This window comes from Providencia sp. NPDC089933 (assembly GCF_049545585.1).
GTDB classification, from domain to species: domain Bacteria; phylum Pseudomonadota; class Gammaproteobacteria; order Enterobacterales; family Enterobacteriaceae; genus Providencia; species Providencia huashanensis.
In genome coordinates this window covers 665,289-683,193 of record NZ_JBMWDT010000001.1, presented here as the reverse complement: position 1 = coordinate 683,193, position 17,905 = coordinate 665,289, and the positions used below count along the sequence as shown (strand labels likewise).

Annotated in this window: 12 protein-coding genes; 2 read left to right on the top strand and 10 right to left on the bottom strand. The window is 39.6% G+C overall.

Features of this window, described 5'->3' with window-relative positions; all coding sequences use genetic code 11:
- Positions 1-152: 152 nt before the first annotated feature.
- From yajD to ACPEH5_RS03345, 10 genes are all read right to left on the bottom strand, one after another.
- Positions 153-500, bottom strand: a complete 348-nt coding sequence (gene yajD, locus ACPEH5_RS03390; protein WP_042843825.1) for an HNH nuclease YajD — start codon at positions 498-500, stop codon at positions 153-155.
- A gap of 235 nt (positions 501-735) precedes the next feature.
- A complete protein-coding gene (locus ACPEH5_RS03385; RefSeq protein ID WP_129465898.1) occupies positions 736-2,343 on the bottom strand; it encodes a GMC family oxidoreductase in 1,608 nt (535 codons plus the stop codon).
- A gap of 368 nt (positions 2,344-2,711) precedes the next feature.
- A complete protein-coding gene (locus ACPEH5_RS03380; RefSeq protein ID WP_042843827.1) occupies positions 2,712-3,743 on the bottom strand; it encodes a methionine synthase in 1,032 nt (343 codons plus the stop codon).
- A gap of 28 nt (positions 3,744-3,771) precedes the next feature.
- A complete protein-coding gene (locus tag ACPEH5_RS03375) occupies positions 3,772-4,749 on the bottom strand; it encodes a DUF1852 domain-containing protein (protein WP_129465897.1) in 978 nt (325 codons plus the stop codon).
- Between the two features lie 783 nt (positions 4,750-5,532).
- Positions 5,533-7,107: an alkyl hydroperoxide reductase subunit F gene (ahpF, locus tag ACPEH5_RS03370; protein WP_042843830.1), complete on the bottom strand. Its 1,575-nt coding sequence runs from the start codon at positions 7,105-7,107 to the stop codon at positions 5,533-5,535.
- Positions 7,108-7,220: 113 nt separating this feature from the next.
- Complete coding sequence (gene ahpC, locus ACPEH5_RS03365) at positions 7,221-7,784, bottom strand: alkyl hydroperoxide reductase subunit C (protein ID WP_042843832.1); 564 nt, start codon at positions 7,782-7,784, stop codon at positions 7,221-7,223.
- A 185-nt stretch (positions 7,785-7,969) separates the two neighbouring features.
- On the bottom strand, positions 7,970-9,094 hold the full coding sequence (locus tag ACPEH5_RS03360; RefSeq protein ID WP_162493717.1) for an ABC transporter permease: 1,125 nt from the start codon (positions 9,092-9,094) through the stop codon (positions 7,970-7,972).
- Between the two features lie 4 nt (positions 9,095-9,098).
- Positions 9,099-11,855 carry a ribosome-associated ATPase/putative transporter RbbA gene (rbbA, locus tag ACPEH5_RS03355; protein WP_048607162.1) on the bottom strand — a complete coding sequence of 919 codons (2,757 nt, stop codon included), beginning with the start codon at positions 11,853-11,855 and terminating at the stop codon, positions 9,099-9,101.
- Complete coding sequence (locus tag ACPEH5_RS03350; RefSeq protein WP_042843835.1) at positions 11,852-12,922, bottom strand: HlyD family secretion protein; 1,071 nt, start codon at positions 12,920-12,922, stop codon at positions 11,852-11,854. The genes rbbA and ACPEH5_RS03350 overlap by 4 nt, the downstream gene beginning before the upstream one ends.
- Positions 12,923-13,320: 398 nt before the next feature.
- Entirely contained in the window at positions 13,321-13,797 is a 477-nt protein-coding gene (locus tag ACPEH5_RS03345) for a GNAT family N-acetyltransferase (protein WP_042843836.1), read from the bottom strand.
- 414 nt (positions 13,798-14,211) lie between these two features.
- Between ACPEH5_RS03345 and ACPEH5_RS03340 the strand changes: the two genes are divergently transcribed.
- Together ACPEH5_RS03340 and ACPEH5_RS03335 are read left to right on the top strand one after the other, a co-directional pair.
- Complete coding sequence (locus ACPEH5_RS03340) at positions 14,212-15,954, top strand: ABC-F family ATP-binding cassette domain-containing protein (RefSeq protein ID WP_048607160.1); 1,743 nt, start codon at positions 14,212-14,214, stop codon at positions 15,952-15,954.
- 248 nt (positions 15,955-16,202) lie between these two features.
- Complete coding sequence (locus ACPEH5_RS03335; RefSeq protein ID WP_129465889.1) at positions 16,203-17,897, top strand: hypothetical protein; 1,695 nt, start codon at positions 16,203-16,205, stop codon at positions 17,895-17,897.
- The last annotated feature ends 8 nt before the right edge of the window (positions 17,898-17,905 follow it).

Here is a 17,905-nt window from a genome sequence, read left to right as displayed (position 1 = left end):
TAATCCCCTTTGTCAAACAATCATATGAACATATCGTGCGGATCAGGGAATTAAAAAATGGGTATTTAGTGAGGCATTAACGATAGTAAATACACTCAGATAAATGTATTTGCTATCATTGATTAACTATAAGCGCAGTTTTACGACTAAAATTATTTCTTTTTATTTAACATTGATTTTAAATCTGCAAAGGGATTGTAAGTTGCGGCTTCAACATCATCTTGCGCATCCTCCCCTGCGACCACGCGTGTACCGTACTGGTCAGCTTCCGTATACTTGGAGTGTTCATGATCATGACAAAACAGACACAATAATTCCCAATTGCTACCATCTTCTGGGTTATTGGTGTGGTCATGGTCGATATGATGAACCGTTAATTCGCGTAAATTTGAATACACAAACTCCCGAGTACATCGCCCACATATCCACGGGTAAATTTTAAGTGCTTTCTCACGGTAGCCGCTTTCCAAGCGCGCATAGTTTTTTGGGATCACTGCCATTGCCAATGTTACCTATAATAAAAAACAACTTTACGATGATTTCTTTAATATACCCTATCTGGGAACAAAAGGAGAAATGCAAAAAGTAGAATTTTAATCAACTGATCAACGTGCCTGACATATAGAACCACATTAAACACCAGTTACCTATGTCTTGTGTAGCTCAGGTGTTTTTTGATACCCCCCAAAAGTCAGCTGCTGAGACTACCCTCAGCAGACATAACAATAATAAAATTTATTTTCTATCCTCAATAATCATTGCTGCTGCACGCTCTGCAATCATTATCGTTGGCGCATTCGTATTACCACTTGGGATCTCTGGTATGACAGAGCAATCCACCACCCGTAAATTCTTAATACCATGAACCCTTAAACGTAAATCTGTTACCGAATTTGTTGTTTCTGTTCCCATGCGGCAAGTTCCCACGGGGTGATAAACCGTTTTACAAAAATTACGGACAAACTCTTCTAACTGCCGTTCATCATCATATACCGCCGCAGGAGGCATCAAAATATCTTTGCTTACCGCTTGCAATGACGGTGAATTGAGCACTTCTAAACCAAATTTAACTGCTCGTTTGCAACCTTCCATATCTTCAGGCGAAGCAAGATAATTTGCATGAATTTTTAACGGGGCGAGAGGGTCACGACTACGCAATAAAACTTCACCACGGGATTTGGGTTGAAGATACCCCACTTTCAATGTAAAACCGTGAGTCGCTGGTAATGGCTCACCAGGAACATCATCCCAGCTATCCAATATAGGAAGAAAATGGATTTGTACATCAGGGCGCCCTTGGTTACAACTGTCTTTAAACGCAGCACCTTCTAATACATTAGAGGCTAATAGCCCACTACGAAAGACCATCCATTCCAGTCCATGTTTAATCGCATTTAGCCCTTGGTCCGCACCAAATAAGCTAATTGGTTGTTTGGTTGTCACGTTAATTGACATATGCAAATGGTCATGAAAATTTTTGCCAACAGGCAGATTTGCAACGGTATCAATACCCAGACTGGAAAGATGTTCTTCTGGCCCAATGCCTGACAACATCAATAGTTTTGCTGACCCCATCGCGCCTGAACAAATAAGAACTTCATTTGTTGCAAACGCTTCTATTTCATGTCCACTTTTCCCTTGATAAGCAACACCAACAGCACAGCCATTACGGATAATAATGCGGTTAACTTGTGCATTCAGTTTTAGCGTGAGTTTTTCGCTATTTTCCACCGATTTTAAATATGTTTTTGAAGTGCTTGCTCTTTCACCATTGTGGGTTGTAGTTTGGTAAAAACCAGTACCCTGCTGGCTTCCCCCATTGAGGTCATTAACATAAGGTAATCCGTGTTCTTGTGACGCACGAATAAATGCCATCGATAGTGGGTGCCGGTACCTGTTCTCACTCACAGGGAGAGGCCCTTCGGTTCCATGATACTCACCTGTCAGGCTTTCGTTACGTTCCGCTTTTTTAAACCACGGGAGCACATCATCGTAACCCCAACCTTCGCAACCATAATTTTGAGCCCAATTATCGTAATCTTGTTTTTGACCGCGGATATAAATCATGCCATTTACAGAGCTACTTCCCCCAAGAACTTTCCCTTGAGCAATCTGCATTTTACGGTTGTTCGCATGAGCTTCCGGTTCGGTTTCGTAAGGCCAGCTTTTTTGTGCAATAATTTTAGCCACGCCTGCTGGCATACGAATAAACATGTGGTTATCACTTCCTCCAGCTTCGAGAAGTAATACCCTAGCTTGAATGTTCTGAATCAATCGAGCAGCAAGAACACATCCCGCAGAGCCCGCACCGACAATAATATAGTCATATTTTTCTGTATTCATTTCCGATCCACCACCCAAAAGATTAACAATGCATTCCCATTAATTTAACAATAGCGCTTTTGATTTGTTAATGTATGAATAATATTTAGTTAATGTGATTTAAATCAAAAATAATTTCCTACTTTAACTATTTAAAGGGATATTAATTAGTGGCTATATATGGTGTTTTTTACGGATGAATCGACGATAACCAAAACGTCATTAACCCTTTATTAATAGGTTAACATTTAATTAGTCATCCAACCGTGATAGGGAAGAAATGTCATTTAACTCTAATTGTATTAAAGAAGCTTCTTATAGGTAAGAAGCTTCTTTAACATGTGATGATAAGAAATAAACCTATTACAAAACTAGGGGATTTAGCGCAACTACTTCGTTGAAAGCTCTCTACGGATGATTTCTGCTCCGGCACTTAACGCATTGAGTTTACCGCTAGCCACTTGACGAGATAATGGAGCCATACCACAGTTTGTCGAAGGGTAAAGTTTATCTGCATCAACAAACTCAAGGGCTTTACGTAATGTGTTCGCAACCTCTTCAGGGGTTTCTATCGTATTTGTTGCCACATCAATGGCCCCTACCATCACTTTTTTACCACGGATCAGTTCGATCAAATCCATAGGAACACGTGAGTTATGACACTCTAAAGAAATGATGTCGATATTCGAAGTTTGCAGTTTAGGAAATGCTTCTTCATACTGCCGCCACTCTGTTCCCAACGATTTTTTCCAATCTGTGTTGGCTTTAATGCCATAGCCATAACAGATATGAACAGCAGTTTCACATTTTAGCCCTTCAATAGCTCTTTCTAATGCCGCTATTCCCCAATCATTAACTTCATCAAAGAAAACATTAAAAGCGGGTTCATCAAACTGGATAATATCAACCCCTGCCGCCTCAAGCTCTTTTGCTTCTTGATTGAGGATTTTAGCAAATTCCCAAGCCAGTTTTTCACGACTTTTATAGTGGTTATCGTACAGCGTGTCGATCATCGTCATCGGGCCTGGCAGAGCCCATTTAATCGGTTGGTTAGTTAACTGACGTAAAAATTTGGCATCTTCCACAAAGACAGGTTTTTGGCGCGCAACGGCACCAACAACGGTAGGAACACTTGCCTCATAACGGTCACGAATTTTAACCACCTGACGTTTCTCAAAATCAACGCCGCTAAGGTGTTCAATAAATGTCGTCACAAAATGCTGGCGTGTTTGCTCACCATCGCTAACAATATCAATCCCTGCCCGTAGCTGATCGTCCAAAGATAAACGAAGCGCGTCTTGTTTTCCCTCAATTAATTCATCATTCTGTAATTTCCAAGGAGACCAAAGTTTCTCCGGTTCAGCAAGCCATGAAGGTTTCGGTAAGCTACCTGCAGTGGATGTTGGTAATAATATTTTCATAATAATTGACCTTAAATTTTTAAATTAATCAAAGCACGCAGTTAGCAGACCATTTCTCTAGAATATGTTTGTAAGGTTCAATAAAGTGTTCTTCGGTATATTTCCCCTGCTCAATAGCCAGTCGGCTACGTTCTTCGCGGTCATAAACAATTTTTGTTAATGAATAATCTTGGTTCGTCAAACTCGGTTGATAGCATTGTCCTGCGACAGAGTTCGCATTATAAATTTCAGGGCGATAAATTTTCTGGAATGTTTCCATCGTGCTGATTGTGCCAATCAACTCAATATTGCTGTAATCATTCAGCAAATCCCCCGTAAAATAAAAGGCCAACGGTGCAACACTATTTTTCGGCATGAAATAGCGAACCTGTAATCCCATTTTTTTAAAATATTTATCCGTTAATGAGCTACCATTTTGCTGATATTCTATCCCTAATACCGGGTGTTGATTTCCTGTACGGTGGTAAATGTCTTTATTTGATACACTTAAACATATCACTGGCGCCTTGTTAAAACGCGCTTTATACTCATTTGAATTTACAAAATATTTAAAGATGTTCCCATGCAAATCACCAAAATTTTCGGGAAGGCTAAAGTTTGTTTGGTTTTTATTATGGTCTAGCAATAGAACACTGAAATCATAGTCACGGACATAAGACGAAAAGTTATTTCCGACAAGTCCTTCTATCTTTTTACCCGTTTTTTTATCGATAATATTAGTTCTTAGTATTTCAATAACAGGAAAAGTATTGGCACTTTTTTCAACGCTCATCTCTACCGAAATAATTTCAATTTCGATTGAATAACGGTCACTTTTTGGGTTATCCCAATACGCTAGTGTATTAAAACGATTATTCATCATCACCAGCGTGTTACGTAAATTTTCTTGACGGTTTTCCCCTCTCGCTAAATTAGCAAAGTTGGTCGTAATGCGAGTATTTTCCGAAGGGTTATAATTCTCGTCGAAAACACTGCTTTTAATCTTAAAGGTAAAATCTTTATTCATCGTGTTTGTTGCATCCTAAGCGCCAAGATGGAAACGGAGCCTCGCTTTTAAAATCACGTTTCCATTTATCAATATTCATGTTGTCAATAAGTTAATGATTTGAATAACCTAATTTATGCCAGAGCCGATGAATGAGTTAAAGCGACTTAATTTCATTTGGAACATGAGTTATCTTCATGATCAAAAGATCAGCATATAAAGACTGGAATATAAAGTGTTAATCGTGGTATCCAGAAAATGATTAGCTTTTGATTTTGTTGATAATTAACATCTAAGAACTGCTCCACATTTATAAAATTTATTTTGATAAGAAACTTTATAATGTCGGAAGATACCCCCTTTTCCAGCGAGGTAATATCAAATTTTGCCATACCTCTTTGTAATTTTAACCATCACGACACCTTTAGTAGAACGCTCGCCTTTGAAGATTTATCTACCTCTACGTGATGATAATGATGATGGGTCACAATTCTCTGGTGTAATCTACTACTGAAATGACGAAAACTTCGATGTGTGTGATGAAGCTATAGAATATCATCATCAATAATTTTCTCGGTGCTGTTGTTCGAAACTCTATCTTTTGTTGAAAATACCTCATTTGTTAAGCAAATGTAAATTGAGTTAACTAATTGATTTAAATGGATTTAGTCAATGGTTGATGTCCACACTTGAACACTTTTAGGCACTTTTGAGCCTTTTTTGTACAGATTATGCACAAAAAAAAAGGCACTCGCCCCCGAGTGCCTTTTGACTACAACTCACTGAATATAAAGTAAATTATACCTATTCAGCGGTTCTGGTACTTGTGCGGATTAGGTAATCAAATGCGCTAAGTGCGGCTTTTGCCCCTTCTCCGGCTGAAATAATAATTTGCTTATAAGGTACTGTTGTACAGTCCCCCGCGGCAAAAATACCTTTAACACTCGTTTCGTTACGTGCGTCGATTTCAATTTCACCCATACGGTTTCTTGCGATGGTATCTCCCAACCAATTGGTGTTGGGTAATAAACCGATTTGTACGAATGCCCCTGCAACCTCAAGTAAATGAACGCTATCATCTGTACGGTCTTTATACTCAAGACCCGTCATTTTGCTACCATCACCTTTAACCTCTAAGGTTTGTGCATTCAAAATAATATCGACATTACTTAAACTGCGGACTTTTTCTTGTAACACAGAATCCGCTTTCAGTTCTGGTGCAAATTCAAGCACAGTAACATGGTCAACGACTCCCGCTAAATCGATAGCCGCTTCAATTCCTGAATTACCACCACCAATTACCGCTACACGTTTACCTTTAAACAATGGACCATCGCAATGTGGGCAGAATGTAACGCCTTTAGTGCGGTACTCTTGTTCCCCAGGAACGCCCATGTTTCTCCAGCGAGCCCCCGTAGAAATAATGATGCTGCGTGATTTTAAGATACCACCTGATGCTGTCTCAATTTGGTGTAAACCACCTTCCTCTGCTGCGGGTATCAATTTCGCTACCGATTGACCATCAATGACATCAACATCATAACTATCGACATGATTTTTTAACGCGCCCGCAAAAATTGCCCCTTCGGTTTTAATCACTGAAATATAATTTTCAATATCAACGGTATCCATTACTTGGCCGCCAAAACGCTCACCGATCACCCCAGTACGGATCCCTTTACGAGCAGTATAAATTGCAGCTGAAGCACCCGCAGGGCCACTGCCAATTACCAGTACTTCAAATGGCTTACGTTCTGTCAGTGATTTTGCTGCGCGTGCATCCGAGTTGGTATCAACCTTGCTAACAATCTCACTTAATGTCATACGCCCTTGGCCAAACTCTTTTCCATTAAGGAAAACCGCAGGAACGCCCATTACATTACGCTCGTCAATTTCGTTTTGAAAAAGCGCACCGTCAATCGCGGTATGGCTAACATTGGGGTTCAATACAGCCATTAAATTCAGTGCTTGAACAACATCAGGGCAGTTATGGCATGATAACGAGTAATAAGTCTCAAAATGAAACTCACCTTCTAGGCCTTTAACTTGTTCCAATAACTCTTGTGCTTCTTTCGATGGATGACCACCAATTTGCAATAATGCCAGCACAAGAGAGGTAAATTCATGTCCCAGTGGCGAACCTGCAAAACGCAAGCCACTATCTATTCCTGGGTTAGTAATTAAAAAAGAAGGTGTTCTTATCGCGTCGTTGCGTTCTTCACGCACACTGACTTTATCTGATAGTGATGCGATTTGTTCTAACAGCTGTTTGATTTCATTTGATTTTTGGCTGTCATCTATATTAGCAACTAATTCAACGGGTTTAGTTAAACGTTCTAAGTAGGCTTTTAATTGTGCCTGTAAATTATTGTCGAGCATGTAATCCCCTTTAATTTTAATCATAAAATCGGGTACATATACCCGTCCATGCTTCAAGTTGCAGGCCTAAACACCTGCAACTTGAATAGTTTTTTTATTAATCTAGAAACTAATTAGATTTTGCCAACTAAGTCTAAAGACGGAGACAGTGTCGCATCACCTTCTTTCCATTTCGCTGGGCAAACTTCACCTGGATGGCTAGCTACGTATTGCGCAGCTTTAACTTTACGCAGTAAATCTGAAGCATCACGGCCAATACCTTCAGCAGTGATTTCAATTGCTTGAATGATACCTTGTGGGTCAACAACAAACGTACCACGGTCTGCTAGACCTTCATTCTCACGCATATTTTCAAAGTTACGAGTTAATGCGCCAGTTGGGTCACCGATCATGGCATATTTAATTTTGCCAATAGTGTCTGAGCTTGCATGCCATGCTTTATGTGTAAAGTGGGTATCAGTAGATACAGAGAAAATCTCAACACCTAATTTTTGGAATTCTTCGTAATGGTCAGCAATATCGCCTAATTCCGTTGGGCAAACGAAAGTAAAGTCAGCTGGATAGAAGAAGAAAACACTCCATTTACCTTCAACGTCTTTTTCAGAAACTTCGATAAATTGACCGTCTTTGAATGCTTGGTTAGTAAAAGGTTTGATTTGAGTATTAATTAATGACATATGATGTTCTCCTGTTTGGTTGCCTATTAAGTTACTGTTTTACAGCAATTAAATCCAATCAGTACCCACTATCGATTTGATAGGTATAACCTAATCATTGTCATATAATTAATAGGTGCGACATTAAAACGCTTACTGAACTCTTCAGCAAGCGTTTTGTTGTTAGGAAGGTATTTTTTCTATGATTATGCCATCGTGGCAATAGTTTTGCGGAAGCGGAACAATGCAAGTGTAAAGAAAACACTCCCAATGACGATTAAAATAACAAATTGCGGCCAAACTATTTGGAAACCTGCACCACGATACAAAATAGCTTGCGCAAGGCTAACAAAGTGAGTTGTTGGCATAGTTTGCATAATATCTTGCACTAATTGAGGCATACTCTCACGTGCCGTCATTCCCCCAGAAAGCATATTTAAAGGTAATAAAACTAAAATCATCAATAGACCGAACTGAGGCATGGACCTTGCGATAGTTCCCATAAAAATCCCGATTGACGTCGTCGCAAATAAACTCAGCGCAACCCCTCCCATAAAGAGCAATATAGACCCCTCAATAGGGACTTGCAGCAAGGTTTTAACCACCAGCAACAATGAAACACCCGATGCAATCAGTACCACCAGCCCCATGGACCATATTTTCGACATCATGATTTCAAATGGCGTCAACGGCATCACCATCAAGTGCTCTACTGTGCCATGCTCCCGTTCACGGATTAACGCAGCCCCAGTCAAGACAATAGACAACATCGTGATATTGTTAATAATCGCCATTACGGAACCGAACCACGATTGCGTCAAATTAGGGTTAAAACGCATCCTCACTTCTAAGTCTACTGGCAAGCTTGCATTACTTCGATACTTTGCTAAAAACTCGTTGACCTCTCCTAATGTAATATTTTGGATATAGCTATTTCCTAAAAAAGCTTGGCTCATCCGTGTTGCATCAATATTAACTTGGATTTCAGGTTGTCGCCCTGCAAGAACATCTTTTTGAAAATTAGGCGGAATATCGAGTGCGAAGGTGTATGAACCTCTATTTAATAAACCGTCAATTTGGTCAGGTGTAATATCTGCCGGGGGTAAAAAATACGGGGCATAAAAGCTGTTGATGATCCGATTCGATAACTGTGAGCGGTCTTGATCGGCTATCGCAATAGGCGCGTTATGTAACGAACCCGGCGTAACCGTTGCCGATGAATAAATCGAAACGGTAAACGCAAAGACGATCAATGCAAGCATCGCTTTATCTCGGCCTAAGCTGCGTAACTCTTTAACCCCTAGGTTGATGATATTTTGTATTTTACGCATCATACTAAACCTCCTGCTTTTTCAAAAACAATACGCTTAAGCCAATAACAAGCGGTACCGTGATAAGTAGCGGGATAAATGATGCCTGTAAATCAAATAAATTCAGCCCCTTAGAGAATGTCCCCCGAGTGATGGTTAAGAAATGTGATGTCGGGTAGACCATACCAACCCACCGACCTATTCCTTCTAATGAAGATACGGGGTCAATCATTCCTGAAAATTGAGTCGCAGGAATTAAAGTAATGATTGATGTACCAAAAATAGCAGCGATTTGGCTTTTCATAAAACAAGAAATGAGTAAACCAATCCCCGTTGCAATACTGACATACAAGAAAGCCGCTAACGTCAACGTTAGGAAGCTCCCCTTAAATTCCACACCAAATATATATACCGATAAAATGCACAGTAATAAAAAGTTAAACATGCCTAATAAAATATAAGGCAATTGTTTACCAAGCAAAAACTCTAATTTGGTGATCGGGGTGACATAAAGATTGATTATCGAACCTAATTCTTTTTCGCGTACCACACTAAGAGCACTTAACATGGCTGGGATCATCATTAATAACAATGGGATAACCGCAGGTACAATAGCGGGTAAGCTGCGAACATCAGGGTTATAACGATAGCGAGTTTCGATATCGATAGCCGGCATCCCTGCAACCCCGACAGGTTGACGAGCAGCCATTGTACTTAGCCAAGCAAGGTGCATAGCTTGCACGTAGCCACGTACCGTTTCTGCTCGGTTTGGCATTGCGCCATCAATCCATACCCCAATTTTGACATTATTTCCTCGAGCAACATCCCTCGCAAAATTAGGTGGAATTTCTATAGCAACGGTAATCTTACCGCTACGCATTCCAGCCTCTAAATCATCATAATCTTTGATAGGCGGCTGCTCGATAAAATAACGAGAACCTGCGAGGTTTAGAGTATATCCTTGACTTAACCCCGTTTGGTCACGATCTAGTACTGAAAAGCGTAAGTTTTCGACGTCCATGCTAATCCCATAACCCATAATAAACATTAGGATCACTGTTCCAAGTAACGCTAATGTTGAACGAACCGGGTCGCGGCGAAGCTCCATGCCTTCACGAATGGAATAGCTGAATAACCGACGTAAGCTAAAACGCTTTTTAAGTGCATCTGTTGCTTGCTCTTTTAATGCAGGGTCAACATGGAATTCAGGGGCTGTTTCTTGCTCAGCTCCCGCTTCCCCTACAGCATCTTGCAAATAGGCGATAAAGGTTTCTTCAAGAGTGCCTAAACCTCTTTTTTTGGTTAAATTAACTGGCGTATCACAATCCAGTACTTTCCCTGCATGCATCAACGAAATTCGGTCACAACGCTCAGCTTCATTCATAAAGTGGGTCGAAATAAAAATTGTGACACCGTCACGTCTTGATAGGTCTACCATCAAATTCCAGAACATATCCCTCGCGACAGGATCGACCCCTGAGGTAGGCTCATCTAGGATTAACATCTCTGGTTCATGGATCACCGCAACGGCCAACGATAAGCGCTGGCGGATGCCTAGAGGTAAATCATCTGGCATGGTTTCTCTAACATCTTCCAACTCAAAGCGTTGGCACATGTCATTAATACGCTGTGCAATGTTATCTTCTGGAATATGAAAGAGTTTCGCATGCAGTTCAAGGTTTTGCTCTACACTCAGTTCGCTATACAGGGAGAAGGCTTGTGACATATAGCCCACACGCTTACGCGTTTCAATATCTTTAGGGTCAATTTCTTGCCCAAATAACCAAGCTTGTCCTTCACTCGCTTGTAATAGCCCGGTTAGCATTTTCATGGTGGTCGATTTACCACAACCGTTAGAACCTAAAAAACCAAATATCTCCCCTTTAGGGATTTTTAAGTTCACATGGTCAACCGCCACAAAATTACCAAAGCGCATCGTCAAGCCTTGCGCTTCAATCGCAATCACATCATCTTTTGATTTATCACGCGGGGGAATAATGACTTTTTTGTGGCCACTGCGTTTTTCTTCAGGTAACAATTGAATAAACGCAGCTTCAAGATCATCACAATGGGTTTGTTTTTTTAGCTCCGATGCGTGACCGGTGGCTAAAACTTTACCGTCGTCCATCGCAACCAACCAATCGAACCGTTCCGCTTCTTCCATATACGCGGTTGCCACTAATACGCTCATGTTTGTTTGACGTAAACGAATTCGGTCAATCAGGTCCCAGAACTGCGCACGAGATAATGGGTCTACCCCTGTCGTCGGTTCATCTAAAATAAGTAAATCCGGGTCATGAATCAACGCACAACATAGGCCTAATTTTTGTTTCATCCCTCCCGATAGCTTACCAGCGGGTCGGTCTTTAAACGGAGCGAGCCCTGTGCTTTCAAGTAAGTCTTGAATCCGGTACTCACGTTCAGCTTTTGATTGACCAAACAACCGGCCAAAAAAATCCACATTCTCATATACGGATAGTGTGTGGTACAGGTTCTTTCCTAGCCCTTGCGGCATGTAAGCAATTCGTGGGCATACTGCCCTGCGATGCAAAGCGCTGTTCATATCCCCATCAAGTACCCTTACGTGGCCTTGCTGAATCGCCCTAGCCCCTGCAATTAGTGAAATTAGACTCGATTTACCCACTCCATCAGGCCCTATTAGCCCAACCATTTTCCTCGCAGGGATAGAAAGAACAATGTCATCCAACGCACAATTTTCACCATAATGCTGGCTGACATGCTGTAAATCGATTATCACATCATCCATCAATTTGTTGGTCATTGCGGTAATCTCACCTCAAGTTCAGCAGGCCAAGGTTCATTTGGGTCTAAACGCACATAAGCCTTTCCTGGTAACCCCGTTTTGACGTATTCAAGGTGTTGCTCTAATAATTCAGGTGATATGCGCGCCCTAACCCGGAACATTAGCTTTAAGCGTTCATTTTGGGTTTCCACCGTTTTTGGGGTGAATTGAGCCACACTGGCAACAAAGGTTGTTTTTGCCGGAATAACAATATTAGGCGCAGCATCAAGGATAATATGGACATCGCTACCTATCGCAACTTTCCCTGCATCTTCTGTCGGCAAGAAAAATGTCATATAAACATCGCTTAAATCAACCATATTTAAGACCCGCCCACCGGCTCCAAGTACCTCTCCTGGCTCAGCTACACGGTATTGAACGCGTCCATTTCTTGGGGCTTTTAAAATACTATCGTCTAAATCTGCTAAAATCCTGCGCTCTGTAGCCGTCGCAGCTTCAACACGGTTTTTAGCTTGTACAATCCCTGCAGAAGCAGAATCAATGGCAGAAGTCGATGCGGCAACTTGTGCTTTAGAAGCTTCTAAAGCGGCTCTAGCCCCTTGCATCTGCGCGGTATCATCATCAACTTGCTGCTGTGAAACGGCGTTTGTTCTGACTAATGCTCTAGAACGATTAAGCCGTTTTTGTGCGGCATTCAACTCAGCTTCACGTTGGCGAACGACTGCTTGAGCGGCTAATTTTTCGCTCTTACGTTGTGCTAAGGCAGATTCAGCCGTAGTGACGGCACTAATCGCTTGACGCAATTGTGCTTGTACTTCATGCAGTTGCTCTTGAAGAGCACGAGTATCCATCCGTGCGAGCTCTTGACCTGCTTTAACAAAAGCCCCTTCTTTTACGTTGATTGTTTCAATTCTACCTGCTGTTTTAGTCGCAATATCAATCTCAGTTGCTTCAATACGGCCGTTACTCTGCGCAAAGCCCGCAGGTAGCCCCCCAGAGTTCACACTCCAGTAATAATAGCCGCCCACGGCAATAATGATTATTAAAATGAGATACAACGATACTTTTCGCTTATTTATTTTCATACCATCCCTTTTCCATTAAATGAGAAAACAATGAACAACAATTATTTTGATTATTAACCTGGTGAAATTAATAAAGCCGTATAACTGTTTATATACGAAATAAATACGATTAAGACTGAAGTTGTGATGCTTTCTTTTTTTAATCGAGCTACATTTTTCCAAATACAGTTCGATTATTAGCTATCTATCTAATTTAACGACATTTTATCAGGATTTATCTTAAGTATAGTTGCCGTACATCACAAAAAAATAGAATAGATTAGAAAAAGTGATAATAAGGCATTTATTGTATATGTTTATACAAAAATAAAGCCAGTATTTAATTTACTGGCTTACTTGAATAAACTTTAAAAACATCTTTAATATTACATTTACAAGTTGTTTATTTTCTACAAAAATTAACTAGCAAATATTGCAATTGTTTTTTCATCCATCCGATAACGAACCCACTCATCTTGTGGCTGTGCACCGATACTTTTATAAAAATCGATTGCGGGCTGATTCCAGTCTAAAACGCTCCATTCAAGGCGCTGACATTTGCGCTCTACAGCAAGCGTTGCAATGTATTTCAATAATTTTTTCCCTGCACCAGCGCCTCTGTAATCAGGAGAAACGTATAAATCCTCTAAATATATTCCATTATTCCCTAGCCAAGTTGAATAACTTGTAAAAAATACGGCATATCCTGCAGGTTGCCCGTCAATATAACAAATTAAAGCTTCAGTATTTGAATCTGAACCGAATAACGAATTTTCAATGTCAGTAACGGAGGCTTTTACTTCATGACGAGCCTTTTCATAATCAGCCAACTCGATGATCATGTCTAAAATTAATGCAGCATCTTGGCGTGTTGCGGGTTTTATTTCTACGTTCATTAGTCATTCCCTTATAATTTGAGCATCAATTTTATGTATTACTCGCTAAAATCCCAACCATCAGAAATTTTATTCATCTCATCATTAGCTGTATAAGTTTTGTTTATACCAATAACTTACTTCTGAGTAGATAAATTAAACAGCGCATTTTAGGACATTGCTCCTTAAACAGTCTATTTGCTATGATACCGACATTGTTCAACTTAACTAAATAATAAGGAGGCTAATCTATGTTGTTGTGTGATTTAATTGAATATTCACACTTCTTTGGTAATCGCCAAAGCTCAGGCTTTCACAGTTTTATACTGCGATAACCCTGCCTGAGCGAAATTACCAATTGGGTGTTCCCTCAGCTTACTGGGTTGTCGTTCTGACAATTCCTTGGCATTTTTGTGCCTAAAAATTGAGTAAGCTATGAGTACTTTATTGTCTGTAAAATCATTAAACTACGATACACCAACAACGTCTTTATTAAATGATGTTTCTTTTACCTTACAACAAGGTGAACGTATAGGCTTAATAGGCCATAACGGCAGTGGGAAAAGTACATTATTAAAACTGATAACCCACCAGTTATCTCCAAATAGTGGCACTATCACTTATGCAAACCATTGCGTCACCGCTTATATCGAACAGCATTTACCTGCAGATGTTGCTAATCTGTCACTCATTGATGCTATTGTTGAGAAGCTTCCTGAGCAAGATAAAATAACAGACCGCTGGCGGGCTGAAGTTTTATTATCTGAGTTAGGCTTTACGACACAACAATGGGAACAAAAAGCAAACACAATAAGTGGTGGTCAACATACTCGTTTATTATTAGGCCGTGCTTTAATTGAACAACCTGATTTATTACTGTTAGATGAACCGAGTAACCACTTAGATCTGCCTACCCTTATTTGGTTAGGTGATTTTCTGCAATCATGGAAAGGCAGCTTTATACTTGTTTCCCATGACCAAGCGTTACTTGATAAAGTGACCAACTGCACATGGATTTTGCGGGATAAATCGCTCCATTTTTTTCGGTTAGCTTGTAGCGCCGCTCGTCAAGCGCTAATTGAAAAAGATATCGCAGACGAACATCGGTTTCAGGCAGAGCAAAAGGAAATTGACCGCATAACCTCAAGTGCTAAGCGCTTAGCCATATGGGGACACGTGTACGATAACGAAGCACTTTCTCGTAAAGCAAAGCAGATGGAAAAGCATATTGATCGTCTTAAGGATGACCAAACAGAAGTCACAGAGGGTTACCAATGGACATTATCTTTAAATGGCAAATCCATCCCTGCAAACCGCGTACTTGAGTTAGAGAATACCGTCATTTCAACACCTAATGGCTTGCATTTATTTACTAGTGCATTTCATCAAGTTAAAAGTGGCGATCGTATTGCTATTATCGGTGCAAATGGTTGTGGTAAATCAACATTATTGCGTCTACTTTGGCAGCACTATCAGCAAGATTTACGCTATAGTTCGCAGCTAAAGTTTCATCCTGCAATTAGCACTGGTTATTATGATCAGCAACTTGCGCAGCTAAATGATAATGACACTCTACTGGATGCATTACGCCCTTTTGCACCGTTAACAGATGAACAACGCAAAATGGCCTTAATCAGTGCAGGTTTTGCTTATACTCGTCACTCACAAAAAGTAGCAACACTGAGTGGCGGGGAACGCTCTAGACTGTTGTTTATTGGTTTAAGTTTGGCTCAATATGAATTATTGTTACTGGATGAGCCAACAAACCACCTTGATCTTGAAGGGAAAGAAGCACTAAGCGAGCAAATCCGCCAATTTTCAGGGGCATTACTGGTCGTCAGCCATGATAGGTGGCTGATCGAAAATAGCTGCCAACGTTTTTGGTTTATTAATGATAATCGTTTGGAAGAATACCTCAATGTAGATGATATCTATCATAAAATTGAGCAGCAATCCCAGCTGTTGTTAGTCAATAATCCCCCGCTTATTAATGCAAGTGCGGAGCTTGATGTTTACCCTAGCAAAGCAACTCAGGAAGATGAATTGCTAGAAAAATTGTTAGTGTTAGAGGAAAAGTTACAAGCTGACCAAAAACGCAAACTGAATCATCAAAAACCACAATTACAGCAGCAATGGATTGAAGAAATTGCCTATATACAATCTCAATTAGGTTTATAACCTATTCCCCTGATAATTCAATATTATCAGGGGGATTTATACCATTCATGTTTCTATGATAAATTTAATTTATTATAATTTTAAGTAAGAATACTCTTTTTTTAGCATTCTAATTATTTATTTTTTTCATTAACATTAACAACCTTTGAATGTTAATAATATTTTTATATTTTATATTTCCCATTAAAGATAAACATATAGTCCAAAATTTAGTATACCTACAAACCCAATAAACAAGGTTAATTATTATGCAGAAATATAGGATCACCGATATTGAAAAAAATCATGATGGCATCACACTATATAAAATAGAAAACCTAATAACCAAAGAATATGGTGGATGGGTTAGTAGTGAAAGTAATTTAAGTCAGGAAGGTAATTGTTTTATTTTAGATGATGCGATGGTATATGGTAACGCTCATATTTCTGGTGATGCACAAATATCTGGTAATGCCTGCATATGTGACGATGCAAAAGTATATGACAATGCTATGGTTTATGGTAATGCTCTAATATCCGATAATGCAAATATTTATGGAAATGCAAAGGTATCTGATAATGCTAGTGTTTCTGGTAATTCTAAAGTATTAGATAAATCCGATGTTTTCGATAATGCTAAAGTTTCAGGCAATGCTGAATTAAGAGGAAGATGCCTTATTATGAACTCAGCTGAAATAAGCGAATTTGCTCAAATCACAGGAAAAGATTATACCGCAGTAATAATAAAAGACTCTGCTAAAGTTTATGGTAATGCCATAGTGACTAATAATTCTATTATTAGTGGTCATGCTGAGGTTTATGACAATGCGAAAATACTTATTAGTTGTCAGGTAACTAATTATGCAAAAGTCTATGAAAATGCCACTGTAGAAGGCAGTCCACTCATTAGTGAAAATGCTCAAGTTTATGGTAATGCCCTTATCAGGAATAATGCAATAATAAGAGGTAATGCGAGGGTTTATGGCAATGCGTCAATAAATTTAGGCACCGTGATAGAGGGAAATGATTATGTATCGGGTATTTGCTACTGGGAGGATATTCACTCTCTATCCGCCTTAAAAATATTCATTCCTGGTGGGGGTAAAGCTGCATCTATTTATGCTAATGGCAACCACCAAGTTCAGGTTGAAATTAATATCGAAGCGAAAAACAATCACAACCAACCACTTGACATATCGCCAAAAGATATATTTAAAAACATTCAACTAGTAGATTATAAGAATGAACCGTTTTCTAATGTACTTCACTATACTGATATATGCGGAAACTATGTCCCAAACAGTGGTACGTCTAATAAACAGGTTAACATTTCATCATGTATTGTCTATGTCTCTCTTAACCATCTAATTGAAGCATTTAAACTCTGTGTAAGATGTCAAATTAATCAAGATGAATATACTACAGCCCTAGAATATAATGGGAAAAATAAAATGCCTGATTATGTTCTATTGAATGTACTACCCAAACGTATTTTTTCAGAGTCCGATCTTGATAAGTACTCTCTTGAACACCCCATTATCGAGAAAGGCGTGGGTGGTTACTCAAATAGCATTTTGACTAAATACTACGTAAGATTTAATAATACAAATGGCACAATTACTCATGACGCATCATGCCAAGAGCATCTATGGTTCCACTATAAACAAACAGGTAATTACAAAGGTTGTAGCACATCAACGGACTCTTCAGTCAAACAAAATCACGATGCCGCATATACAACAACATTTCATTTCACACAAAAATGGTCCATCACTGTTACATCAAAAAACCATGAAAAATCAGGGTTATGCTTTTGGAGTTACCGTGTTTGGTATGGTGCTTTATGGAATTATAGTGAATGGGGAGAAAAAATGGCGTTTATTTTGCGTGACCAATATGGAAATGAAGCCACAATTATAGCCAAGGTAGGTAATGATGAACATATTAAATTTTATGTTAGCTAACCAACCGC

What these genes read in the sequence shown, in the direction of transcription:
- ACPEH5_RS03380 (WP_042843827.1), bottom strand. Translation starts at nt 3,743, where the DNA reads ATGAAAATATTATTACCAACATCCACTGCAGGTAGCTTACCGAAACCT.
- ACPEH5_RS03340 (WP_048607160.1), top strand. Translation starts at nt 14,212, where the DNA reads ATGAGTACTTTATTGTCTGTAAAATCATTAAACTACGATACACCAACA.
- ahpC (WP_042843832.1), bottom strand. Translation starts at nt 7,784, where the DNA reads ATGTCATTAATTAATACTCAAATCAAACCTTTTACTAACCAAGCATTC.
- ACPEH5_RS03350 (WP_042843835.1), bottom strand. Translation starts at nt 12,922, where the DNA reads ATGAAAATAAATAAGCGAAAAGTATCGTTGTATCTCATTTTAATAATC.
- ahpF (WP_042843830.1), bottom strand. Translation starts at nt 7,107, where the DNA reads ATGCTCGACAATAATTTACAGGCACAATTAAAAGCCTACTTAGAACGT.
- ACPEH5_RS03345 (WP_042843836.1), bottom strand. Translation starts at nt 13,797, where the DNA reads ATGAACGTAGAAATAAAACCCGCAACACGCCAAGATGCTGCATTAATT.
- rbbA (WP_048607162.1), bottom strand. Translation starts at nt 11,855, where the DNA reads ATGACCAACAAATTGATGGATGATGTGATAATCGATTTACAGCATGTC.
- ACPEH5_RS03375 (WP_129465897.1), bottom strand. Translation starts at nt 4,749, where the DNA reads ATGAATAAAGATTTTACCTTTAAGATTAAAAGCAGTGTTTTCGACGAG.
- ACPEH5_RS03385 (WP_129465898.1), bottom strand. Translation starts at nt 2,343, where the DNA reads ATGAATACAGAAAAATATGACTATATTATTGTCGGTGCGGGCTCTGCG.
- yajD (WP_042843825.1), bottom strand. Translation starts at nt 500, where the DNA reads ATGGCAGTGATCCCAAAAAACTATGCGCGCTTGGAAAGCGGCTACCGT.
- ACPEH5_RS03360 (WP_162493717.1), bottom strand. Translation starts at nt 9,094, where the DNA reads ATGCGTAAAATACAAAATATCATCAACCTAGGGGTTAAAGAGTTACGC.
- ACPEH5_RS03335 (WP_129465889.1), top strand. Translation starts at nt 16,203, where the DNA reads ATGCAGAAATATAGGATCACCGATATTGAAAAAAATCATGATGGCATC.